This is a genomic window from Streptomyces sp. JLBG701 (assembly GCF_058544905.1).
On record NZ_CM178588.1, the window covers coordinates 4,838,079 to 4,861,884 of the forward strand.

Consider the following 23,806-nt stretch of genomic DNA (forward strand, 5'->3'; position numbering starts at 1 on the left):
CCTCACACGAACCTGGAGCAGCCCGTGACAACGCCGGACACAGCAGCGCGGCGCGTACTCGGGGCCTGTGCCGCCCTGATGGTCGGCACTCTCACCCTGACCGCGTGCGGCGGCAACGCGAACGCCAACGGCGACAGCGACGACGCCAAGAGCGGCAAGGACGCCGCCAAGGCCTCCGCCGCGAAGATCCTCATCTCGGCCAAGGACGGTTCGACGGGCGCGTCGATCAACACCACCGGCGTGAAGGTCAGCAACGGCACGCTGACCGAGGTGAAGATGACGGTGGCGGGGACGGGGACGGCCGTAGCGGGCTTCATATCCGCCGACGGCGCGAGCTGGAAGCCGAAGGAGCAGTTGGAGCGCGGGACGAAGTACGAGATAGCGGCGACCGCGAAGGACACGAACGGTCGCGCCGCCACCGCCGACTCCCTCTTCACCACGGTGAGCAAGGCGAACAGCTTCATCGGGACGTACACGCCGGACAACGGCACGACGGTCGGTGTCGGGATGCCGGTGTCGTTCACCTTCGACAAGGCCATCAGTGACCAGCAGGCCGTGAAGTCGCACATCACCGTCACCTCCAGCAGCGGGCAGAAGGTGGTCGGGCACTGGTTCGGGGCCCAGCGGCTCGACTTCAGGCCCCAGGAGTACTGGAAGGCCGGCTCCAAGGTCACCATGAACATCGACCTGGACGGGGTCGAGGGCGCGAACGGCGTCTACGGGGTGCAGAAGAAGTCGGTGACCTTCACCATCGGGCGCTCGCAGGTCTCCACGGTCGACGTCAACACGCAGACCATGACGGTCGTGCGGGACGGCAAGACCCTCAAGTCGGTGCCGATCTCGGCGGGCAGCGCGGAGTTCTCCACGTACAACGGGCAGATGGTGATCTCCGAGAAGCTCCTGCAGACGCGCATGGACAGCCGCACGGTGGACCTCGCCAACGCCTACGACATCAAGGACGTCCCGCACGCGATGCGGCTGACCACGTCGGGGACGTTCATCCACGGCAACTACTGGTACAGCAAGGCCAACCCGCCCTTCGGGAACCAGGGCACGAGCCACGGCTGCGTCGGGCTTCAGGACGTCAAGGGTGCCCAGGGCGACACGAGCGCCAAGTGGTTCTACGACAACTCGATCCTCGGGGACGTCGTGATCGTCAAGAACTCCCCCGACAAGACGGTCTCACCGGACAACGGGCTGAACGGCTGGAATCTGCCGTGGAGCCAGTGGATCGCGTGAAATACCGTCTGACCGGCTTCTTTTGACGGTCCGTTCGACGATCAATTTGACGGTCTATCGGGCCGCGTGGGAACTATCCGCGCGGCCCGGGCGTCTTCTGAGCGTACGTTTTCTCGGTTCCCGGACATGATGTCCGACCGAGGGGCTACGGTATGCACCCACAAGGTGACATGCAGCAACGCCGGGAGAAACCTTGAGCGTTCCGTACGAGACTGCAGCGTACGAACCACCTGAGTCGCCCGAGTCTCCGGAGGAGCACCTCGCGCGACTCCTCGGGCGTGCCCTGAACTCGTTCGAGCTGCCCGACGAGACCATACGGCGGCTCGACTGCGCGCTGGCGCACGACAGTTCACTGCACTCCGCGCACCACAGCGCGGGGCTGCATCGCGAGACGTACCGGCACACGTGGCTGCTCGCCGACGGCTCGGCGCTCACGCTGTGGGAGCTCGTCCACAACACCGCGCCGGGCAGCGAGCCGCAGCACGAGGTGTACGTCGACGAGGAGGAGCTGCGCGCCGCCACCGCGCGCCTGCCGCTGCCGCCGGACGCGCCGGATTTCGAGCTGCCGGTGACAGTGCAGCTGTCGCCCATCCCCCTGCCTCGGCACGCGTACGTGCCCGACGACTCGGCGGACCACGCGCGCCGGCTTCTGCGCCGGGCGGAGAATCCGGACCGGCCGGACGCGAAGACGGCCACGCTGCTGACTGCGGCGTTCGCGCACCAGATCACGCAGGCCTTCGGCCGCCCGTGCCGCGCGGGTCGCGCCGGGTTGTGCTTCTCGCTCTACGAGCACGCGTTCCTGCTGCGCGACGGCGAGGAGGTCTCCCTCTGGGAGGTCGAGCACACGGCGACGCCCGACGGGCGGCACATGTGCGAGGTGTACGTCACCGAGGACGCGGCGCGGGATGCGATGGAGCGGCGGGCGGCGCAGCTTTCCTAGGCCGTAGGCCTGTAGGCCTTGGGCGCCTGGTTCAGCGGCCGTCGCTGAGCTGTCGTACCAGACCCGCGAACGCGTCGCGCTCCGCCGGGGTCAGTTCCACGGACTCCAGGTGGGGGCTCGACTGCCGCTGGTGCGGGAGGGCGTGGAGAGTGGCGGCCTCGAAGCGGCTGCCGCGCAGGATGCGTGTCAGGCCGACCACCCAGGCGACGGTCGCCAGGGCGAGAACGGCCACACCGATCAGCTGGAGGTTCGAGGCGTGCTCAGGCATGCGCTCCAGTAGACACCACGGTCCGGGACTTTGGTCCCGGACCGTGACGTATCTCGCAGGTGCCGCGAACAACTCACAGCGACCCAAAGGGGTGTGACTTCTCCTACGCGGCGACCGGCTGCTTCGCTTCCGTCGTCGTGACGGCCGCGCCCTCCGCCGGTCCCGAGCCCGGTGTCCCGGGCGCCGGCTTGCGCATGCCCTTCAGGACGACCACCAGGGCCGTCGTGACGCAGACGCCCGCCGCGATGGCGATCAGGTAGAGGAACGGGTTGCCGATCAGCGGGACCACGAAGATGCCGCCGTGCGGGGCGCGCAGGGTGGCGCCGAAGGCCATCGACAGGGCGCCGGTGACCGCGCCGCCGACCATCGACGAGGGGATGACGCGCAGCGGGTCGGCCGCGGCGAACGGGATCGCGCCCTCCGAGATGAAGGAGGCGCCCAGCACCCAGGCCGCCTTGCCGTTCTCGCGCTCGGTCGGGGTGAAGAGCTTGCCGCGCACGGTGGTGGCCAGGGCCATCGCCAGCGGCGGAACCATACCGGCCGCCATCACGGCCGCCATGATCTTCATCGCCGAGTCGCTGGGACTCGCGACCGCGATGCCGGCGGTGGCGAAGGTGTACGCGACCTTGTTGACCGGGCCGCCGAGGTCGAAGCACATCATCAGGCCGAGCAGCATGCCGAGCAGGACGGCGTTGGCGCCGGAGAGGCCGTTCAGCCAGTCCGTCATGCCCTTCTGGGCCGAGGCGATGGGCTTTCCGATCACCACGAACATCAGGAACCCGACGATCGCCGACGAGATGAGTGGGATCACCACCACCGGCATGATGCCGCGCACCGCTGTCGGGATCTTGACCTTCTGGATCGCGATCACCACGCCACCGGCGATGAGACCGGCGGCCAGACCGCCGAGGAAGCCCGCGTTGATGGTGAGGGAGATCGCGCCGCCGACGAAGCCTGGGACCAGACCCGGCCGGTCCGCCATGCCGTACGCGATGTAGCCGGCCAGGACCGGGACGAGGAAGCCGAAGGCCACGCCGCCGATCTGGAAGAGCAGCGCGCCCCAGCTGTCCCCCTGGGTCCACACGAAGTGGTCCATGACCGACGGCGCCGCGTTGATCTTGTAGCCGCCGATCGCGAAGCCGAGGGCGATGAGCAGACCGCCCGCCGCGACGAACGGAACCATGTAGCTGACGCCGGACATCAGCCACTTGCGGAGCTTGGTGCCGTAGCCCTCGCCGGAGTCACCGGCGCGTTCGACCGGCGTGCCGCCGGAGGCCGCGCCCGCGGTCACCTCGCCGCGCTCCGCCTTGCCGCGCACGTCGGCGATCAGCTGGGCGGGCTTGTTGATGCCGGCCTTCACGCCGACGTCCACGGTCGGCTTCCCGGCGAACCGCTCCTTCTCCCGCACCGGCACGTCGTGCGCGAAGATCACGCCGTCCGCCGCCGCGATCACGGCCGGGTCGAGCCGGGTGAAACCGGCCGAGCCCTGCGTCTCGACGACGACCTCGACGTCACCGGCCTCGCGGCCCGCGTTCTCCAGCGACTCGGCCGCCATGTACGTGTGCGCGATACCGGTCGGACAGGAGGTGACGGCGACGATACGGAACGGCCGCTCAGCCTCGCCGGAGCCGCCCTCCACGCCCTCACTACCCGTGGCGGCGTCGGCGGAGGCCGCCCCCGACGCCGCCACGGAGCCTTCGGAGGCACTCGCGACCGAGGCACCCTCGGCCGCCGGGGACTCGTCCCCGCGGATGAGCGCCGCCGCGTCCGCCGGGTTGTCCACGGACCGCAGCGCGGAGGTGAACTCGGCGTTCATCAGCTGGCGGGCCAGCGACGACAGGATCGTCAGGTGGGCGTCGTCCGCGCCGGCGGGCGCCGCGATCAGGAAGATCAGGTCGGCAGGACCGTCGGCCGCGCCGAAGTCGATGCCGGCCGCGCTGCGCCCGAAGCCGAGCGTCGGCTCGGTGACGTGTTCGCTGCGGCAGTGCGGGATGCCGATGCCGCCGTCGAGGCCGGTCGGCATCTGCGCCTCACGGGCGGCCACGTCGGCGAGGAAGCCCTCCAGGTCGGTCACCCGGCCCAGGGCCACCATGCGCTCGGCGAGGGCACGCGCCGCCGCTTCCTTGGTATCGGCGGACAGGTCGAGGTCGACCAGGTCCGCGGTGATCATGTCGCTCATCGCGGGCTCCTTCGCACGCGTATCGCCCGGGGAGTTGAGTGGGCGCAAACGGGGACGGGGGTGGTGCAGTGGGGGCTTGTGGGGACCGCCTCGGCGGCGGGGTCAGGGGAGTTGGTGGAGGCGGGGCCGGGGAAACCCCGCCTCCCCAGGGCGGCAGGGCGGGTAGGACCCTGCCTCCCGGTGGCTGCGGCGAGTAACGGGGAGTTACGCCGCTTCAGTGCCGGTCCGGGAGCCGTCGTAGGGGACGGCCAGGGGGATGTCGTACGTACGTTCATGAGACCGGCTCCGTCAGTGTGCGGTCCACCGGGATCTCGGCCGTGACCGTGACCGCCGCCAGGTCCAGGTCGCCCGGGGTCGGCATCACGCTGCCGGGCAGCTGGACGGCGGCCGCGCCGTGCGCGACGGCCGAGGCGAGCGCCTCCGGGCCGCTGCCGCCCGCGATCAGGAAGCCCGCGAGCGAGGAGTCACCGGCGCCCACATTGCTGCGTACGACGTCCACGCGCGCGCTGCCGAACCAGGCGCCCGCGCCGTCCACGAGCAACTGCCCGTCGGCGCCCAGGCTCGCGAGCACGGCGCCCGCGCCCAGCTCGCGCAACTCCTCGGCCGCCTTCACCGCGTCGCCCACCGTCGCCAGGGGGCGCCCGACCGCTTCCGCGAGCTCCTCGGCGTTCGGCTTCACCACGTCGGGCCGCTCGCGCAGCGCCTCCAGGAGCGCGCGCCCCGAGGTGTCAAGGGCGATCCGCGCGCCCCCGGCGTGCGCCCGCGCGACGACCTCGGCGTACCACGACGGCGCGAGCCCCCGCGGCAGGCTCCCGCAGCACGCGATCCAGTCCGCGTCGCGCGACTGCACGCGCACCGTCTCCAGGAGCAGCTCCTGCTCGGCCGCCGACAGTTCGGGACCCGGCGCGTTGATCTTCGTGAGCACCCCGTCCGCCTCCGCGAGCGCGATGTTCGAGCGGGTGGCTCCGGCGACCGGGACCGGCGCGACCTCGATGCCCTGCGCGTCGAGCAGGTCGGCGACGAGCGCCCCCGGCGCACCACCCAGGGGCAGGACCGCGACCGTGCGCTGCCCGGCGGCCGCGACGGCGCGCGAGACGTTGACGCCCTTGCCGCCCGGGTCCATGCGCTCGCCGGTGGCACGGATGACCTCGCCGCGGTCGAGGGAGGGGACCTCGTAGGTGCGGTCGAGCGACGGGTTGGGGGTGACGGTGAGGATCATGCGCGCACTACTTCCGTACCGCCGCGCTCGATGGCGGCGGCATCCTCGGGGCTCAGCCCGCTGTCGGTGATCAGCAGGTCCACGTCGCTCAGGGCCCCGAAACGGGCGAAGTGCTCCTGGCCATGCTTGGTCGAGTCGGCGAGGAGCACCACTCGGCGGGCCGCCGCGACCGCCGCCCGCTTCACCGCCGCCTCGGCGAGGTCGGGGGTGGTCAGACCGTGTTCGGCGGAGAAGCCGTTGGCCGCCACGAAGAGGACGTCCGCCCGGATCTCGCCGTACGCGCGCAGCGCCCAGGCGTCCACGGCGGCGCGCGTACGGTGCCGTACGCGCCCCCCGACGAGGTGGAGCTGCATGCCGGGGTGGTCGGCGAGGCGGGCCGCGATGGGCAGGCTGTGGGTGACGACGGTGAGCGAGGCCTCCAGGGGGATGGCCCCGGCCAGACGCGCCACCGTTGTGCCGGCGTCGAGGATCATCGTGCCCTCGGTCGGCAGTTCCGCGAGGGCCGCCTTGGCGATGCGGTCCTTCTCGTCGGCCGACGTCGACTCGCGCTCGTTGAGGTCCGGCTCGAAGTCGAGGCGCCCGGCCGGTATGGCACCGCCGTGCACCCTGCGGAGCAGGCCCGCACGGTCCAGGGCCTTCAGGTCGCGGCGGATCGTCTCCGCCGTCACCTGGAACTCCTCGGCCAGCGACACGACATCCACCCGGCCGCCGTCACGGGCGAGCCGGAGGATCTCCTGCTGTCGCTCCGGTGCGTACATGTCCGTTCACCTCCGACCGTTGCCCGAACTTGTGGTTTCGTCTGGAGGCTACGCCCGGATTTCCGGAAAGTAAACAGGGTCGGACGCCATCCGGGCATGAACGGACTTTTGGCTGTGTCCGGATACGACTTTCGGACCTCTCCGGGTACGACAGAAGGGCCCGGCACCTGTCAGGTACCGGGCCCTTCGCCAGAGAGGAAGCCCTGTCCCCAGGGAGGGGACTCAGGGGACGAGCTCGGGCTCCTTGGCCTCCACCCGGAGTCCCGGCTCGCCGCCCTCGGCTCCCTCCAGATGCTGCGCCGGCCGCTTCGGCAGCGCGAACATCAGCAGGAAGATGGTCGTCAGCACCGCCGCGACCCAGCCCAGCGCGTGCTCGAAGGCGTCTGCGAAGGCGGGGCCGATCTGGGCCGGAGTCAGCCGGTCGCCGATCTCGCCGAAGAACACGACCGACACGAGGCCGAGCCCGAGCGCGTTGCCCATCTGCATCACGGTGTTGATGAGCCCCGACGCCGAGCCCGCGTGCTCGCGCGGCACCTCCGACAGCACCGCGTCCGTGAGCGGGGCGACGATCAGGCCCATGCCCGCACCCATGACGACCAGCGGGAGCGCCATCTGCCAGGAGGCGATGCCCATGCCGTACCGGTCGGACTCCCAGATGTAGAGCAGCACGCCGATCGCCATCACGAGCGCGCCCGCCTGGAGCACCTTGCGCCCGAAGCGCGGGACCAGCTTCCCGACCGAGAGACCGGCCGCCACCGACACGGCGAGGGAGAACGGAACCCCCGTCAGCCCGGCCCGCAGCGGGCTCCAGCCCAGGCCGTCCTGCATGTACAGCGTCCACACCAGGAAGAAGATGCCGAGGGCGAGCCCGAAGACGGTCTGGACGGCGATGCCCGCGGCGAAGCTCTTCACCCTGAACAGCGACAGTTCGACCAGCGGGGAGCCGTCCCGCGCGCTCTTGCGCCGCTCGTACGCCACCAGCACCGCGAGGACGACGAACGCGCCGGCCATCGAGACGTACCCCCACAGCGGCCAGTTCAGCTCACGCCCGCGGGTCAGCGGGTAGAGCAGCATCAGCAGGCCCAGCGTCACGAGCGCGACGCCGACGAGGTCCAGCTTGAGGGCCCGGGGAGCCTTGGACTCGGTGATGAAGCGGCGGCCGAGGAGCAGGCCCGCGATGCCGACCGGCAGGTTGATGAGGAAGATCGGGCGCCATTCCAGGCCGAACAGGTTCCACTCGGTCAGCAGCGCGCCGAGCAGCGGACCGGAGACGGCCCCCAGCCCCACGATCGCGCCGAAGAGCCCGAACACCTTGCCCCGCTCGTGCGCCGGGAAGGTGGCGTGCACGATCGACAGGACCTGCGGCACCATCAGCGCGGCCATGCCGCCCTGCAGGATGCGGGAGGCGACGAGCATCTCCGGGTTCGCGGCGAAGCCGCACAGCGCGGAGGCGAGGGTGAAGCCGCCGATGCCGATCAGGAACAGCCGCTTGCGGCCGTGGATGTCGCCGAGCCGCCCGCCGGTGATCAGACCGGCGGCGAAGGCCAGCGCGTAACCGGCGGTGATCCACTGGATCTGGCTGAAGGAGGCGCCCGCGTCCCGCCGTATCGACGGGATCGCGATGTTCACGATGGTCACGTCGACGAGGTCCATGAAGGCCGCGGTCATCACGATCGCGAGGGCGAACCAGCGACGCCGGTCGCCTGCGGCGGGCTCAGCGGTGAGAGGGGTCTCGGTGGAGGTCATGTCCTCAAGCTAGAACCCCATTAGGTCAGATCATGTCCTAGTTCTACGGCATCCTCGTCCGTATGACGACGGACACCCCGGCCCGGCTCCTCCAGCTCCTCTCCCTCCTCCAGACGCCTCGCGAGTGGCCCGGCGGTGAGCTCGCCGAGCGGCTCGGGGTGTCCCGCCGTACGGTCCGGCGGGACATCGACCGGCTGCGTGAGCTGGGTTATCCCGTGCAGGCGACCCTGGGTTCCGACGGCGGCTACCGGCTGGTCGCGGGCAAGGCGATGCCGCCGCTGGTGCTCGACGACGAGGAGGCGGTGGCGATCGCGGTCGGGCTGCGGGCCGGCGCCGGGCACGCGCTCGAAGGCGTCGACGAGGCTTCCGTACGGGCGCTCGCCAAACTGGAACAGGTGCTGCCGTCCCGGCTGCGGCATCGCGTCTCCACCCTCCAGGCCGCGACCACACCGCTGACCAGCGGGGACGGGGCGAGCATCGCGCCCGAGACGCTGACCGTGATGGCGTCGACGGTGGCGGGGCGGGAGCGGCTGCGGTTCGCCTACCGGGCCAAGGACGGCACCGAGTCGCGACGCGTGACCGAGCCCTACCGGCTCGTGTCGACCGGCCGCCGCTGGTACCTCGTCGCCTACGACCTCGACCGCGCCGACTGGCGCACCTTCCGCGTCGACCGGGTCAGCGACCCGTTCGCGACGGGGGCGCGTTTCACACCGCGCGAGCTGCCGACGGGGAGCGCGGCGGAGTATCTGCGGCAGTCCATCCAACGGCAGCAGGAGACCTACGAGTTCACCGTCACGTTCGCCGAGTCCGCGGAGGCCGTCGCGCCCCGGCTGCCGGCCTGGCTCACCCCGCCCGAGCCCCTCGGCCCCCGTAGCTGCCGCCTGACGGCCACCACGGGAGACCCCGTCGAATGGCTGGCGGTGCGGCTCGCGATGCTGGACTGCGAGTTCACGGTTCAGGAACCCGCGGAACTCGTCGAGTGTGTACGGGAGTTGGGTGCGCGACTGACTCGGGCGGCGAGCGCCTGACCTCCCCGGGAGGCAGGCGGTTCAGCCCTTGGCCGTCACCGCGTCCCAGGGGAAGTCCCGCAGTGCGGTGAGGTTGCGCAGGGCCAGTTCGGCGGGGCCCTTCGGACCGTCGGAGGGGGTGTCGCCCGCCGCCCATCCCTCGACTGCCGTACGGACAGCGGCACTTGCCACCGCGGCGGCGAAACGCAGCGCCGGACTCACGGCCGACGGTTCGGCACCGTCGGGCAGCTGTCCGGCAACGTTGTCCCCGGCTCCCGCCGACCCCGCCCGCCCCGCCAGCACCTCCGCCAGCCTCCCCTCCGACGCCTGGCACACCTCGGCCCACACCTTGCGCAGGGCCGGGCTCGCCTGGGCCAGCCGGACCAGGGTGCGGACCCATTCCCAGGAGGACGCCGACACCCCGACGCCGGGGGTCAGCGTGTGCCGTACCGCGTACTCCAGGGCCTGGGGGACGGACAGTTCGGCCGGGGCCTCGCGCACCGCCTCCGCCCAGCGCTGGGCGCCGGCCGCGTAGAGGGGGGCGACAGCCTCCTCCTTGGTGGCGAAGTACCGGTAGAAGGTGCGCGGCGCGATACCGGCGCTCTGGGCGATGTCCTCGGCGCGGGTGGCACGCAGGCCGCGTCTGACGAAGAGGCCGGCCGCCGCTCGGGCGATCTCCATCCGGGTCTCGGCCTTGCGTCGCTCGGTCAGGGAGACCGTCGGGGCGGACGTGCCCGAGGCCGACGGAGTGGACGGCGATGCTGGTGCGGGGGTGGGGCTGCTCACGCTCGGCAGGTTATGCCCATGTGGCACAATCTGCCATCTGGCGGGCCACCCCGGTGTTCAGGTACGGGGTGCCCCGCCCTCAACCATGCCGCACACCCCCGGGCAATAGAGAGCCGGGCCCCAGCGCCAGGGGGGGGGGGGAGAGGCGCCGGAGCCCGGCTCAGGGAAAGTCCCGGCGCTGGGGGGGGAGTGCGTCGGGACTTGGCTCAGGAGGTCCTGCGGGCATGACCCCAGGACCTGAACTCCTGGGCCCTGAAGTCTTGTTCCCAGGGCCCAGTGGATTGAAGCGGCATTACACCGCCATGTTTGCGCGGGCCTGCGCCACCCGGCGTACGCGGCCACGGACGGTCGTACGCCACCCGGCGCACGCGCATCCGTACGCGCCCCCGCATGTCGCCCCCAAGACCCGCTCGCCGCGCCTACGCCGCCGCCTTACGCCGCCGCGTCGAAGCCGGTCTGGCGGGCCAGCTTCTTCAGCTCCAGCAGGGCGTGCTTCTCGATCTGGCGGATGCGCTCGCGCGTCAGGCCGTGCTCCTTGCCGACCTCGGTCAGCGTGCGCTCCCGGCCGTCCTCGATGCCGTACCGCATCTTGATGATCGAGGCCGTGCGCTGGTCGAGGCGGCCGATGAGGTCGTCGAGCTCCTCGCTGCGCAGCAGGGTCATGACGGACTGCTCGGGCGACACCGCGGAGGTGTCTTCGAGCAGGTCGCCGAACTGGGTGTCGCCGTCGTCGTCGACCGACATGTTGAGCGAGACCGGGTCGCGGGCCCAGTCGAGGACGTCCGTCACGCGCTCCGGCGTCGAGCCGAGCTCGGTGGCGATCTCCGCGGGCTCCGGGTCGCGGCCGTGCTCGCGGTTGAACTCGCGCTGCACACGGCGGATCCGGCCCAGCTCCTCCACCAGGTGGACGGGCAGGCGGATGGTCCGCGACTGGTCGGCTATCGAGCGGGTGATCGCCTGACGGATCCACCAGGTCGCGTACGTCGAGAACTTGAAGCCCTTGGCGTAGTCGAACTTCTCGACCGCGCGCACCAGGCCCGCGTTGCCCTCCTGGATCAGGTCGAGCAGGGGCAGGCCGGCCCGGGGGTAGCGGCGCGCCACGGCGACGACCAGGCGGAGGTTGGAACGGATGAAGACGTCCTTGGCACGCTCCGCCTCGTCGACCAGGGCCTGAAGCTCCTCGCGAGTGGCGTCCACCCCGGACTCCGCCTCGCCGTCGAGGACCTGCCGGGCGAACACGCCCGCTTCGATGATCTGGGACAGCTCGACCTCCTTGGCGGCGTCGAGCAGCGGTGTGCGCGCTATCTCGTCGAGATACATGCCGACCAGGTCGCGGTCGGCGATCTCGCCGCCATGGGTGCGAACACTGCGTGCCACGCCGCTGGTCTCGCCGGTGGCGGACTTACGACGGGCGACGGCACGGGTTGCCATGCGTGCTCCCTTGCGATGGTGAGTCAGCGGGTGGTCCTTCGGATGCCCGATACCGGCTACTTGACTCCCGACACTCTCGGGACTCTCGTCCTGTGTCCGGCATCCGATGGAAAGAACGACTGGAATCCGGACAGAATTCCCAACCCGCCCCCCTATTTTTATGATCTTGCAGTACCCTGTGCCGCCACGAGGGGAGCCGTGATGTTGTCGGAACGTACAGAGGTGCAGGTCAGGCCGGGAATCGAGGCTGACCTCGATGCCCTCACCGACATCTACAACCACTATGTACGTGAGACGCCCATCACATTCGATACCGCGGTCTTCGCGCCGGAAGAGCGACGCCCTTGGCTGCTCTCCCACCTTGAAGACGGACCGCACCGGCTGATGGTTGCCACGGCCGTGGACTCACAGGAGATTCTGGGTTACGCCACATCCAGCGCTTACCGGCCGAAGCCCGCGTACTCGACCTCCGTGGAGGTCACCATCTACCTGGCCCCGCATACGGGCGGCCGTGGCATCGGCACGCTGCTCTACAAGGCCCTCTTCGCGACGCTGGCGGACGAGGACCTGCACCGCGCCTACGCGGGCATCGCACAGCCCAACGAAGCGTCCACGCGGCTGCATGAACGCTTCGGCTTCCGGCACGTGGGCACCTACGCGGAGGTGGGCCGCAAGTTCGGCCGGTACTGGGACGTCGCCTGGTACGAGAAGGAGCTGTAGGTCAGAACAGGAGCCGCGGGTCAGCCGAACTGCACCGACCGCTTCGCCATCCCCAGCCAGAACCCGTCGATCACGGAGTGCTGCGTGTCCAGCTCACCACTGACGTCCGCCGCGCCCATGGTCACGAACAGCGGGGCGAAGTGCTCGGTGCGCGGATGGGCATAGCGGCCGGCCGGGGCCTTGTGGAGGAAGTCCAGCAGACCGTCCCAGTCCCGGGACTCCAGCGCGCGCCTGCCCCAGTCGTCGAACTCGGACGACCAGGTGGGCACTCCCCCGCCGGTGTGGCGCAGCGCGGCGAGGTTGTGGGTGAAGAAGCCGGAGCCGACGATCAGCACGCCCTCGTCGCGCAGCGGCGCCAGCTTGCGGCCGATCTCCATCAGCTTCGCCGGGTCGAGGGTCGGCATGGAGATCTGGAGCACCGGGATGTCGGCCTCGGGGAACATCTCCACCAGCGGGACGTACGCGCCGTGGTCGAGTCCGCGGTCCGGGACGTCCTGCACGGGGATGCCCGGGGCGCGCAGCAACTTACGTACGGACTCGGCGAGTTCGGGGGCGCCGGGAGCGTCGTACCTCACCTGGTAGTAGTGCTCGGGGAAGCCCCAGAAGTCGTAGACGAGGGGGACGGTCTCGGTGGCGCCGAGGGCGAGCGGGGCCTCCTCCCAGTGGGCGGAGACCATCAGGATCGCCTTGGGCCGCGGCAGGGCGGCGGACCAGGCGGCGAGTTCGCCGGGCCAGATCGGGTCGTCCGCGAGCGGCGGGGCGCCGTGGCTGAGATAGAGGGCGGGCATGCGCTCCTGAGCGGCGGCGGACATGACGGCGACTCCTTTCAGGAGATCCCGGAGATCCAGGAGATCATTCTGAACCGTACTTGAACTCTCAAACGTTCTTGTTGCAAGACCATACGCCGCATTTGTTTAACATTCAAGGAGAGCCTCGTACAGTGGGATACATGAACACGGCATCCGTCTCCGCGCCACCTGCCTCCGAACCCGCCGAGGACCCCCGCTGGCTCACCTCCGAGGAGCAGCGCGTCTGGCGCTCCTACCTGCACGCCTCCACCCTCCTCGAAGACCACATGGACCGCCAGCTCCAGCGTGACGCGGGCATGCCGCACATCTACTACGGCCTTCTCGTCCAGCTCGTCGAGGCCCCGCGCCGCCGGCTGCGGATGACCGAGCTGGCCATGAACGCCAAGATCACCCGCTCCCGTCTCTCCCACGCGATCGCCCGCCTGGAGAAGAACGGCTGGGTACGGCGGGAGGACTGCCCCTCCGACAAGCGCGGCCAGTTCGCCGTGCTGACGGACGAGGGCGTGGAGGTGCTGCGCCGCACGGCGCCGGGCCATGTGGCCGCCGTACGGCAGGCGCTGTTCGACCGGCTCACCCCGCAGCAGCAGAAGTCCCTCGGCGAGATCATGCAGATCGTCGCCGAGGGACTTCAGCCGAACGAAGCGGGTGCGGACCTGCCCTGGCTCCGCTGAGCGGAACCAGGGCAGGTCCTGGGGTCGTACGTCACTCGGCGTCCCCACCCCGCGTGACGTACGCGATGGCCCGAAGCGGTACGAGGGGGACGGCAGCCGGGGTCAGTGGGCGACCACCGGGACCTGGACCTCGTCCTCCGCGCCCTCGGCGGCGCCGTGGACGATGGACATGTCCGGGCGGCCGGCGTTGATGAGGGTGAGGGCGATGCCCGCGGCGACGACCAGGATGCCGACGGCGAACCAGATGGCGTTGGTGTAGCCGTGCACCATGCCCTCCAGCTGGACCAGCTGCTGCTGGGAGCGGGAGGAAGCGGAGCCGATGTGGTCCGCGATGTAGGACGTGGTGGCCGAGGCGGCGATCGTGTTCAGCAGGGCCGTACCAATCGCACCGCCCACCTGCTGCGAGGTGTTGACCATCGCGGAGGCGACACCCGCGTCCCGTGCCTCGACGCCCTGGGTGGCCAGGGACATGGCCGGCATGAACGCCGTACCCATGCCGAGGCCGAGCAGCAGCATCGCCGGGAGCACGATGGAGGCGTACGACGAGCCGATCTCCAGCTGGGTCATCAGCAGCATGCCGACGGCGGCGACCAGGAAGCCGGGGCCCATCAGCGCCCGCGCCGGGACGCGGGTCATCAGGCGGGTGCCGATCTGGGTCGAGCCGATCATCATGCCCGCGATCATCGGCAGGAAGGCGAAGCCGGTGTTGATCGGCGAGTAGCCCTTCACGATCTGCAGGTAGTAGGTCAGGAAGAGGAACGTGCCGAACATCGCGATGATCGCGAGGCCGAGCGAGAGGTAGACACCGCCGCGGTTGCGGTCGGTGATCACGCGCAGGGGCAGCAGCGGGGCCTTGACCTTCATCTCGGTGATGACGAAGGCGATGAGCAGGACCGCCGAGGCCACGAACATGCCGATCGTGGTGACGTCGCCCCAGCCGTTGGACTCGGCGCGGGTGAAGCCGTAGACCAGCGAGACCAGGCCGAGGGTGGAGAGCAGGACACCCGGGATGTCGAGCGGGTTGCGGTTGCGGCCGCCCTCCGGCTCACGGATGACGAAGTACGCACCGGCGGCCGCGATGATCGCGAACGGGATGTTGACGAAGAACGTCCAGCGCCAGTCCATGTACTCGGTCAGCACGCCGCCGAGGATGAAGCCGACGGCGCCGCCGCCACCGGCGATCGCACCGTAGATACCGAACGCCTTGGCGCGCTCCTTGGCGTCCGTGAACATCACGGCGAGCAGGGAGAGCGCGGCGGGCGCGAGCAGTGCGCCGAACGCACCCTGGAGGGCGCGAGCGCCGAACATCATCGCCTCGTTGGTGGCCGCGCCGCCGAGCGCGGAGGCGAGGGCGAAGCCGGCCAGGCCGACGACGAAGGCGTTCTTGCGGCCCCACAGGTCGGCGATACGTCCGCCGAAGAGGAGGAGACCGCCGAAGGCGAGGGCGTAGGCCGTGACGACCCACTGGCGGTTGCCGTCGGAGATGCCCAGGTCCGTCTGTGCGGACGGGAGGGCGATGTTCACGATGGTCGCGTCGAGAACGACCATCAGCTGGGCGAGCGCTATGAAGACGAGAGCTTTCCAGCGGTTGGCGTCGGGGACGCCCGGAGCCTTGAGGGCTGTTTCAGACATGGAGGTACCCACTTCGGGACTTCGTGACGGAAAAAGGGTGTCGAAAGGGGACGGCTCGTCGTCACTGACGGCCGGAAGACTTGGTGGCAGGTGTCTGTCGTTGGTGACTTGCGTGGTGCTCTGAACTAATCGGTCAGAGCTGATCGGTCAGGCTTTGCGCAGGTCCTCCATCGTCGCCGCCGTGCCCGGGAGGACCGAGCGGGCCGGGGCCCGTAGTCCGTCCAGGAACAGCTGCAGGTGTCGGTGGACGAAGCGGTCGAGGCTGAGGCAGCCGAGACCGGCCGGGGGGCGGCTGAGCTGGGCCATGGCGACCATCACGTCGCCGACGCCCACATCGGGGCGGAGCTGGCCGGCCGACTTGGCGCGGTCCATGATCTCCTCGGTGAGCTGCTCGATCCGTTCCCGTGCCGCTTCGAGATCGGGGTGGTGCTGGTCGAAGGAGCTGGAGACCATCGGGCACAGCGCGCTGATCCGCTCGTCGGCGGCGGCGTGCACGAAACGCTCCAGGGCCGCGAAGGCATCGCCGGTCTCCGCGAGCGCCTGCTCGGCGGCCTCTGACGTACGGTCCAGGACCGAGCAGACGACCTCGCGCACCAGCGCGTCACGGTCCGGGAAGTTGCGGTACACCGTGGCATTGCCGACGCAGGCCCGGCGGGCGATCTCGTCGAGCGGCACATCCGGGCCGAACTCGACGAACATCTCCCGGGCGGCGGTGACGATCCGCTCCCGGTTGCGCAGGGCGTCGGCGCGGGGCCGGGTCACCTTCTGCTGCACGGGGGTGGCGGTCTGCACGGCGTACTCCTTGAGTCACTGGGTGCGATCCGGGGAAGCAGTCCCCGTTTCGCTCGGACACATGACCAAACGGGGAAACGGTCCCCGGTTATTTCCCGCCGGGAAGAAGATTCCATGTGACCTGAGTCACATCCACTTCCGGGCCCCTACCGGCGAGAAACCCACGATCGGTCTCCTCCAGCGCGCGCCCCGCCACCCCCCGACCCAGGGTGATCGAAAGGGTGCAGCCAGAGACCGGCGGCTGCCGTGGCGCGAAGGGTCCCTGCATGCAGCCCAGCCATCGGATACGCCCCCGCCGCGTGGCCGCCCTCGCGTCCGTCACCGCCCTGACCCTGGCGGTCAGCACCTCGGCCGGCACCGGGCATCTCACGGCGACCTCCACGACGGCCGGGGCCGGTCCGATCGCCGCCCTCGCCCGCTCCGCCACCTTCGGCGCCTGCATGATCCGGGGCGGCCCGGCCGTCCAGATGTCGGAGGGCGTCCCTACGCCCGGCGGCTACTCCCGCTCCACCGGCACCGTCCGCGCCCTGACCCTGATGGTCGACTTCTCCGACGCCCGCGGCGAGGGCAGCGCCCTGAGCCGCCTCGCGGAATTCTTCCCGCGGACCCGGGACTGGTTCCGCGTCAGCTCCTACGGCCGCCTCGACTACCGTCCCGAGGCGCCCATCCAGGACTGGCTGCGCATGCCGAAACCCTTCAGGGCGTACGGCATAGAGCGCGGCGCCCCCTTCGACCCCGGCTATCGCAAGCTCGTCCAGGACATCGTGGCCGCGACCGATCCCAAGGTCGACTTCCGCTCGTACGACTTCATGAACGTGCTGGTCACCCCGAACGCGGGGCCGTCCGCGCTGGACACCGTCCTGTCGGTGACGTTCGCCGGGAACGCGGACGCCCCTGTCGCCGACGGGGTTCCGGTCGCCAACGCGTCCTTCGTCTACTCCCGTCAGGACGACGGTTCCGGCACCTACGACACGACCGGCTACCGGGTCCTCCCCCACGAGAACGGCCATGTCTTCGGGCTGCCCGACCTCTACACCCAGGAGGGCGGGGGTGCGGTCGGGCACTGGGACATCATGAGCGAGGACTGGGGGGCCGACAACGATCTGCTCGGCTGGCACAAGTGGAAGCTCGGGTGGCTGGACCCGTCCCAGGTGAGTTGCGCGGTGGCGCCCGGGACCACCGAGTACACCCTCACCCCGCTGGCCCGGTCCGGCGGGGCGAAGCTCGTCTTCGTTCCGACCGGGTCGGATACCGGCTACGCCGTCGAGCTGCGTACCCGTGAGGGCAACGACGAGTTGGTGTGCCGGCCGGGCGTGCTGATCTACAAGGTCGACGCGGATGTGGACACCGGGCGGGGGCCGGTGCGGGTGTACGACTCGCGGCGCGACAGTGGGGGGTGCACGCGTAGTCCGAACGTCCACGCGGAGCTGTCGGACGCGCCGCTCGCGCCCGGCGAGCGGTTCCGGGATCCGGGCAGGGGGATCAGGATCTCGGTGGTGGGGGCGGATCTGGCGGGGAACTACCGGGTGCGGGTCACGCGGACGCGGGGCTGAGGGCTTTCCTCGCCCCCGCCGCCCCTACCCGTCCCATCCCTGGGGGCTGCGCCCCCAGACCCCCGCTGTCGGCCCTGAACGGGCCTCGTCCTCAAACGCCGGACGGGCTAAATCCAGCCCCTCCGGCGTTTGAGGAGCGGGGGTCCAGGGGGGCAGAGCCCCGCCCGATCCCCGGTCCGGGATTACCGTAGGGCTGCCCCCCACCGCCGTACCGGAGAATCGATGCCCGCGAAGACCACGACAGCCGCCCACGACACCGTGCCGGTTGAGGCGGTCGCGCCTCTGATGCGGGGGGTCGCCGTGTTGCGGGAGTTGACCGGGGCCGGGGGGAGGCTGAGCCTCAGTCGTCTTGAGCGGGCCACCGGGCTCGCCCGTTCGACGGTCGACCGGAGCACGGCGACGCTCGTTCGTATGGGGTACGTCCGTCTCGACGGCCGGGAAGCGGTTCTCACCCCTCGGCTGATGGAGCTGGGCAACGCCTATCTGGCCGCCCTCCGGCTGCCCGATCTCCTGAGCGCCCGCGCGGACGCCCTCGCCGACGAGTTGGACGAGTCGGTGTCGCTGGCGGTGCGTGACGGCGACGGCATCCGGTTCATCCACCAGGCCACCCGGCGCCGCGCGATGTCCCTCAGCTTCCGCATCGGCGACCTGTTGCCGGCCGAACGCACCGCGCCTGGCCCGCTGTTCGCCGCCGAGTGGACCGACGGGGACTGGCGCGGCTGGCGGGAGCGCCGGGCGGCGGATCCGGAAGACCGCCGGTTTCCGGCCGTACCGCCGCGTGAACTCGGGCCCCCGGACGAGGAGTTCGAGCTGCGGGCGCGGCAAGCCCGCAAGGACGGCTGGGCGTTGGACGACCAGTTGATCGAGCCGGGTCTTGTCGCGGTCTCCGTGCCCGTACGGGATCCGGGCGGCGGGCGGATCGCCTGCGCCGCGAGTGTCGTGAGCCATACGAGCCGGCACACCGCGGCCGGCCTGCGCGCCACGCTGCTGCCTCAGCTGCGGGAGGCGGTGGACGTGATGGAGGCAGAGCTGCGGGAGGCGCCGCCCGCACAGGCGGTGGCCACTCCCTCGGACCTGGCGACCTGGACGGGCGCGTCCAAGCAGGAGCTCGGCAGGGAGTTCGTCGAGTCCCTGGCGCGCGGGCTGACCGTACTGACGTCCTTCGGTGAGGGCAGGGCCGCGCTGACCCTGACGGAGGTGGCGAAGGCGACGGGCCTTGCGCGGGCGACGGCACGGCGGGCGCTGATCACCTATGAGCACCTGGGGCTGGTGGAGACGCACGACCGCCGGTTCACCCTGACGCCGCGGGTACTGTCCCTGGGCTTTCCGGAACTGTCCCGTACCTCCCTGCCGGAGATCGCGAACCCGCACCTGGTCGCGCTGGCGGAACGGATCCACGAGTCAACCTCCCTTGCCGTGCTGACCAGTTCGGGATCGGGACCGGAGATCCACTACACGGCACGGATCGCCACGCGCCGCGTCATGAGCGTCAACATCACCGTGGGCACGCGGCTTCCGGCGTACGCCACCTCGCTGGGCCGCGTGCTGCTGGCCGACGTACCGGCGACTGAGCGCGAACTCGGCGAGCTGCGGCCGCTGACGTCGCGCACGGTCACCGAACTCCCGGTCCTGGAGCGTGAGTTGGACGAGGTCCGCGCGCGGGGCTATGCCCTGGTCGACGAGGAGCTGGAGCCAGGCCTGCGCTCCATCGCCGTGCCGGTCCGCGACCGCACGGGCCGCGTGGTCGCCGCCCTCAACTCGGCCATGCACGCGTCCCGCCGCACGGTCGAGGAGTGCGTGCGGGACGTTCTGCCCGAGCTGGTGGAGACGGCGGGGCGCATCGAGGCGGATCTGCATGTGGCGGGGCGGTTCACCCGGGTACCGTTGAGCTAATTGTTAACAATCTCGTCGACAAGTCTTGTCTCAAGATTGCCGCAGGGCTACGGTCCTCCGCGTTACCCCCCACCACGCGGCAGAGGAGACGACGCATGCCCCAGTTGTTCAGATGGTGTCGATGGAAGCCCGTCAGCTTCGCGACCGCCCTGGCCGCCGGCGTCGCCCTCGTGACGGGCAGCGCGGCGACCTCCACCTCCGCGGCCACTTCCACCACCTCCGCAACCGCCATTTCCGCCTCCACCTCCGGCATAGCCCCGGCCATGTCCTGCGCCGGCATCACCTCCCTCGACCTGGCCGCCGCCGTGCCCGGTGTCCCCTTCGAGATCACCTCGGCCGCCGAAGTGGCCGCCGGCAACAACACGTTGGGCAACTGGGCGTACTGCGACGTCAAGGGCGTCATCGCCCCACAGATCCACTTCCAGCTGCGGCTGCCCCTGTCGGGCTGGGAGGCGAACTACCTCCAGGTCGGCTGCGGCGGCCTCTGCGGCAACGTCAGCACGAACAGCGCCCCCGCCTCCAGCGGCTGCGTCCCGCTCACGACCGGCGCCTTCGCGGTCGCGTCCAGCGACGAGGGCCACTCCCAGGGCGGCGGCCTCTTCTCCACCGACCCGACCCTGCGCGCCGACTTCGGCTACAAGTCCGACCACCTGCTCGCCCAGGCGGCCAAGGTCCTCATCAAGCAGTTCTACGGGCAGGCTCCCGCCCACTCCTACTTCGACGGCTGCTCACAGGGCGGCCACCAGGCCCTGACCGAGGCGCAGCGCTACCCGACCGACTTCGACGGCATCATCGCGGGCGCCCCGGCGAACAACTTCACCGCGCTGAACACCTTCTCGCACGCCTGGACCGCCCAGTCCGTCTATCTCGACGGCGGCCCGGCCACCATCACCAACGCCGACCTCGCCCCCATCCACCAGGCCGTACTCAAGGGCTGCGACGCGCCCGCCGACGGCATCATCGCGGACCCGCTGGCCTGCGACTGGGACCCGGCGAGCATCAAGTGCGCGGCCGGACAGACCTCCACGACCGCGGACTTCTGCCTGACGGCGGACCAGGTCACCACCCTGCGGCGGATCTACGCCGGCCCGACCGACGAGCACGGCGAACTGCTCTACCCGGGTTACCAGTTGCGCGGCTCCGAGCTGAACTGGGCCGGAATCATCACGCCTGCCACGGCGACCGGTGCCAGCGGTGACATCAGCTTCGTACGGGAGACCATCCGCTACCAGATCTTCGACTCCCCGCAGCCGACGCTGACGTACAAGGACATCAAGTTCACGGCGGCCTACTACAAGAAGGTCATGTCGCTGGGCGAGGGCATGTACGACGCCACCGACCCCGACCTCACGGCGTTCAAGAAGGCCGGCGGCAAGCTGATCCTGTGGCACGGTCTTGGTGACCAGCACATCCCGGCCGTCGGCACGATGGCGTACTACAAGGCCGTGCAGAAGGTCATGGGCGGCCCGGCGGCGACCAGCGGCTTCGCCCGGCTGTTCCTGCTCCCCGGCGTCGCGCACTGCGGCGGCGGCCAGGGCCCGAACACCTTCGACGCGCTGACCGCGATGACCGACTGGGTCACCAAGGGCGAGGCCCCGGACAGCCTGACGACCAGGTCGGTCGACAGCGGCGGCAGCACGACCGCCACCCGCCCGGTCTATCCCTTCCCGTACATCGCCGAGAACACCACCGGCGGCCCGGACGACGAGGCGAGCAGCTACACCCCCGTCAAGTCCACCGCCGAGGCGAACCTGACCCTGAACTGGCTCGGTTCCTTCCGCTCCGGCTACGAGACGGTCGGCAACTGGGTCGGCGGCAAGTGGGTGGTGACCCGGGCCAAGTCCTGATCCACCAAGTCCTCGTCCACTGGGCTGAGTTCGCGCCGCGGCTCAGCCCAGTTGGTCGTACCGGCCGAGGAAGCGGAACTCCCCGTCCTTGGCCTGGTAGAGGAAGCTCGTGTTGTCGGGGATGAGGCTGTGGGTGTTGTCCTGCTTGAAGGCGATGGGCTTGGCCACACCCTCGTAGCCGAGTTTGAAGAGGCGCTCCGCGACCTGCCGGGGAGTGATGGCGGCGCCGCCACCCTGCGCGTCCAGGGAGGTGACGATCAGACCCACGGCGTCGTAGGCTTCGGCGGCCCAGCGGGCGGGAGGCGCGTCGTAGCGGTCGCGGTACGCGGCGGTGAAGGCCTTGGCGGCCTTGGTGTTCGACGACTGCGGTTCGCAGTAGGGCGCCTCGAACACCCAGCTCTCGGCCGCCTCGCCCGCGGTCTTCAGGAAGGCCGGGCGCATGACGGGTTCGAAGGTCGTGCGGGGTCCGTCGAAGCCCGCGCCGGCCAGCGCGCGGGCGCAGGCCGCGGCCCGGGTCGGCGAGGAGCCCGCGTAGACGACGGCCTCGGCGCGCGCGGCCAGCGCGGCGGCGACGGCGGGGCCGAAGTCGTTCGTGTCGGAGTCCACGGGGTGGACGGTGGTCTTTCCCTCGCTGGGCGGATTCTCGCGCAGGTCGCGGGCGATCGCGGTGGCCGTCCCGCCCGCGGCCCGGTCCTCGATGACGGCGGTGCGCTTGATCTTGTGGACCCAGGTCAGGTAGGCGAGCACCGGGATCTCCCGGTAGTCGGTCGAGGTCGTGGTCACACAGAGGGTGGGGGCCTCCAGTGGGCCAAGACCCACCGCGGCGTAGTCGGCCGAGACAAGCAGGACCGGCATGTACGCCTTCGTGTACGGGCCGATCGCGGCGCGGACGGCGGCGACGGTCGAGGGGCCGATGACCGCGCAGAGGGAGGGTTCGGCGAGCAGCTTGCGAGCGCCTGACTTCGCCCGCGCGGCTTCGCCCCGGTCGTCGTACGAGGTGAGGGCCAGCCGGTAGCGGATGTCATCGCGGGCGTTGTGGAGGGCCACGGCGAGCCGGGCGCCGCGCTCCTGCGCCAGTCCGTCCGCTTTCTGATCACCCGTCAGAGCCGCCTGGAGACCGATGACATGGGTGGGCAGGTTCTTGGTCCCGCCGCCCTGAGCTTCTTCCTGACGTCTCGTCAGCAGCACCGCCGTACCGGCGCCCGACGCGGCGAGGACCGCGACCGCCGAGCCGCCGATGGCGAGCACCCGGCGGCGGGAGGGCGCGCGCCCCTCGTCGACGACGGTGGGCTCCAGTGGAGGCGTGGGTCCGGTCCGCCGGGGTGGCGGGTCCAGCGCGCGGGCGGAACGCTCGGCCACCAGCCGCAGCACCGCCGACGGCAGCCAGTCGACGGCTGGGCGATCCGGGCCGTGGGAATCTTCCGGGTCGTCCGGAATTCCGGCGAACTCCCGGCGGGGGTCGGCGCGTTCCTCGGGGCGCGCGGTCGCCGTCCGGTCAACTGCCCGCAGGGAGCGTGCGAGTTCGGCTGGCGTGGGCCGGCCTGCGGGGTCCTTGGCCAGGCAGCCGGTGATCGCCGTACGCAGCGGGGGCGGGAGTCGGTCGAGGCCGGGCACGTCGGGTTGCTCGTGCACGGTGCGGTACAGGACGGAGGCCGGGTCGCCGGAGCCGAAGGGCCGCTGACCGGTGAGCGCGTACGCCAGCACGCAGCCCAGGGCGAACAGGTCGCTCGCCGGGACGGCCTCGCCGCCGGTCCTGGCCTGCTCGGGGGCGAGATAGCCGGGGGTGCCGATGATCGCGCCGGGCTCGGTGAGCGCGGTGGCGCCGTGGGCCTGGGCGATGCCGAAGTCGATCAGCCGGGGGCCGTCGAGGGCGAGCAGGACGTTGCCCGGTTTGACGTCCCGGTGCACCAGGCCGGCCTCGTGCACCTCGGTGAGTGCCTCCGCGAGCCGGGCGCCGAGGGCGGCGACGGCGTAAGGCGGCAGCGGGCCGTGGCCGTCCACCGTCTCGGCCAGGGAGGGTCCCGGCACGAACGCGGTGGCCAGCCACGGCTCGCGGGCCTCGGCATCGGCGGCGGTGACCGGCACCAGCCAGCGGCAGGTGAACCCCCGCGCCAGCCGCGCCTCGCGCCGGAACCGCTCCCGGAAGGCGGTCTCGGCGGCGTACTCGGCGCGGATGACCTTCAGGGCGACCAGGGTCCCGTCGGCGTTACGGGCCAGGTAGACCACGCCCATGCCGCCCGCGCCGAGACGGGCGAGCAGCCGCTGCCCGCCCAGTTCGCCGGGATCCTGCGCGTGCAGCGCCCGCATCGTCCGGAA

At 70.8% G+C, this 23,806-nt stretch carries 19 protein-coding genes; 8 read left to right on the top strand and 11 right to left on the bottom strand.

Annotated features, from left to right (window positions below):
• Nucleotides 1-24: 24 nt before the first annotated feature.
• Nucleotides 25-1,239: a L,D-transpeptidase gene (locus tag AC5DRG_RS22125; protein WP_491812326.1), complete on the top strand. Its 1,215-nt coding sequence runs from the start codon at nt 25-27 to the stop codon at nt 1,237-1,239.
• Between the two features lie 193 nt (nt 1,240-1,432).
• A complete protein-coding gene (locus tag AC5DRG_RS22130) occupies nt 1,433-2,179 on the top strand; it encodes a DUF6227 family protein (protein WP_491812327.1) in 747 nt (248 codons plus the stop codon).
• 31 nt (nt 2,180-2,210) lie between these two features.
• Here AC5DRG_RS22130 and AC5DRG_RS22135 read toward each other — a convergent pair whose 3' ends face one another.
• The 5 genes from AC5DRG_RS22135 to AC5DRG_RS22155 all read right to left on the bottom strand — a co-directional run bounded on the left by AC5DRG_RS22135 (nt 2,211) and on the right by AC5DRG_RS22155 (nt 8,349).
• Nucleotides 2,211-2,447 carry a hypothetical protein gene (locus AC5DRG_RS22135; RefSeq protein ID WP_491812328.1) on the bottom strand — a complete coding sequence of 79 codons (237 nt, stop codon included), beginning with the start codon at nt 2,445-2,447 and terminating at the stop codon, nt 2,211-2,213.
• A gap of 103 nt (nt 2,448-2,550) precedes the next feature.
• Nucleotides 2,551-4,626 carry a PTS fructose transporter subunit IIABC gene (locus tag AC5DRG_RS22140; protein ID WP_491812329.1) on the bottom strand — a complete coding sequence of 692 codons (2,076 nt, stop codon included), beginning with the start codon at nt 4,624-4,626 and terminating at the stop codon, nt 2,551-2,553.
• Nucleotides 4,627-4,897: 271 nt separating this feature from the next.
• Nucleotides 4,898-5,845: a 1-phosphofructokinase gene (gene pfkB, locus AC5DRG_RS22145; RefSeq protein WP_491812330.1), complete on the bottom strand. Its 948-nt coding sequence runs from the start codon at nt 5,843-5,845 to the stop codon at nt 4,898-4,900.
• Entirely contained in the window at nt 5,842-6,603 is a 762-nt protein-coding gene (locus tag AC5DRG_RS22150) for a DeoR/GlpR family DNA-binding transcription regulator (RefSeq protein ID WP_491812331.1), read from the bottom strand. Before AC5DRG_RS22150 ends, pfkB begins: the two co-directional genes overlap by 4 nt.
• A 222-nt stretch (nt 6,604-6,825) precedes the next feature.
• Nucleotides 6,826-8,349, bottom strand: a complete 1,524-nt coding sequence (locus AC5DRG_RS22155) for an MFS transporter (RefSeq protein ID WP_491812332.1) — start codon at nt 8,347-8,349, stop codon at nt 6,826-6,828.
• 62 nt (nt 8,350-8,411) lie between these two features.
• Here AC5DRG_RS22155 and AC5DRG_RS22160 point away from each other — a divergent pair, with 62 nt between their 5' ends.
• Nucleotides 8,412-9,377: a helix-turn-helix transcriptional regulator gene (locus AC5DRG_RS22160; protein ID WP_491812333.1), complete on the top strand. Its 966-nt coding sequence runs from the start codon at nt 8,412-8,414 to the stop codon at nt 9,375-9,377.
• A 21-nt stretch (nt 9,378-9,398) separates the two neighbouring features.
• Here the strand turns inward: AC5DRG_RS22160 and AC5DRG_RS22165 are convergent, their stop codons facing one another.
• Together AC5DRG_RS22165 and AC5DRG_RS22170 are read right to left on the bottom strand one after the other, a co-directional pair.
• Nucleotides 9,399-10,142 (bottom strand): TetR/AcrR family transcriptional regulator, encoded by a 744-nt coding sequence (locus AC5DRG_RS22165; protein WP_491812334.1) that lies wholly within the window; start codon nt 10,140-10,142, stop codon nt 9,399-9,401.
• Between the two features lie 432 nt (nt 10,143-10,574).
• Nucleotides 10,575-11,573: a sigma-70 family RNA polymerase sigma factor gene (locus AC5DRG_RS22170; RefSeq protein WP_491812335.1), complete on the bottom strand. Its 999-nt coding sequence runs from the start codon at nt 11,571-11,573 to the stop codon at nt 10,575-10,577.
• Nucleotides 11,574-11,774: 201 nt separating this feature from the next.
• Here AC5DRG_RS22170 and AC5DRG_RS22175 point away from each other — a divergent pair, with 201 nt between their 5' ends.
• Nucleotides 11,775-12,293 carry a GNAT family N-acetyltransferase gene (locus AC5DRG_RS22175; RefSeq protein WP_491812336.1) on the top strand — a complete coding sequence of 173 codons (519 nt, stop codon included), beginning with the start codon at nt 11,775-11,777 and terminating at the stop codon, nt 12,291-12,293.
• A 20-nt stretch (nt 12,294-12,313) separates the two neighbouring features.
• On the opposite strand, the gene AC5DRG_RS22180 is transcribed toward AC5DRG_RS22175, so the two are convergent.
• Nucleotides 12,314-13,105: a dioxygenase family protein gene (locus tag AC5DRG_RS22180; RefSeq protein ID WP_491812337.1), complete on the bottom strand. Its 792-nt coding sequence runs from the start codon at nt 13,103-13,105 to the stop codon at nt 12,314-12,316.
• Between the two features lie 137 nt (nt 13,106-13,242).
• On the opposite strand from AC5DRG_RS22180, the gene AC5DRG_RS22185 reads away from it, so the two are divergent.
• Nucleotides 13,243-13,773 carry a MarR family winged helix-turn-helix transcriptional regulator gene (locus AC5DRG_RS22185; RefSeq protein ID WP_491812338.1) on the top strand — a complete coding sequence of 177 codons (531 nt, stop codon included), beginning with the start codon at nt 13,243-13,245 and terminating at the stop codon, nt 13,771-13,773.
• A 102-nt stretch (nt 13,774-13,875) separates the two neighbouring features.
• Here the strand turns inward: AC5DRG_RS22185 and AC5DRG_RS22190 are convergent, their stop codons facing one another.
• Nucleotides 13,876-15,405, bottom strand: coding sequence for an MFS transporter (locus AC5DRG_RS22190; protein ID WP_491812339.1), 1,530 nt, complete (start codon nt 15,403-15,405; stop codon nt 13,876-13,878).
• Nucleotides 15,406-15,552: 147 nt separating this feature from the next.
• Nucleotides 15,553-16,197, bottom strand: coding sequence for a TetR/AcrR family transcriptional regulator (locus AC5DRG_RS22195; protein ID WP_491812340.1), 645 nt, complete (start codon nt 16,195-16,197; stop codon nt 15,553-15,555).
• A 266-nt stretch (nt 16,198-16,463) separates the two neighbouring features.
• Here AC5DRG_RS22195 and AC5DRG_RS22200 point away from each other — a divergent pair, with 266 nt between their 5' ends.
• The 3 genes from AC5DRG_RS22200 (at nt 16,464) to AC5DRG_RS22210 (ending at nt 21,490) form a co-directional block, all read left to right on the top strand.
• On the top strand, nt 16,464-17,750 hold the full coding sequence (locus AC5DRG_RS22200) for a M6 family metalloprotease domain-containing protein (RefSeq protein ID WP_491812341.1): 1,287 nt from the start codon (nt 16,464-16,466) through the stop codon (nt 17,748-17,750).
• Between the two features lie 222 nt (nt 17,751-17,972).
• A complete protein-coding gene (locus AC5DRG_RS22205) occupies nt 17,973-19,643 on the top strand; it encodes an IclR family transcriptional regulator domain-containing protein (RefSeq protein WP_491812342.1) in 1,671 nt (556 codons plus the stop codon).
• 95 nt (nt 19,644-19,738) lie between these two features.
• Nucleotides 19,739-21,490: a tannase/feruloyl esterase family alpha/beta hydrolase gene (locus AC5DRG_RS22210; protein WP_491812343.1), complete on the top strand. Its 1,752-nt coding sequence runs from the start codon at nt 19,739-19,741 to the stop codon at nt 21,488-21,490.
• A 42-nt stretch (nt 21,491-21,532) separates the two neighbouring features.
• Here AC5DRG_RS22210 and AC5DRG_RS22215 read toward each other — a convergent pair whose 3' ends face one another.
• A complete protein-coding gene (locus AC5DRG_RS22215) occupies nt 21,533-23,797 on the bottom strand; it encodes a bifunctional serine/threonine-protein kinase/ABC transporter substrate-binding protein (RefSeq protein WP_491812344.1) in 2,265 nt (754 codons plus the stop codon).
• Between the last annotated feature and the right edge of the window lie 9 nt (nt 23,798-23,806).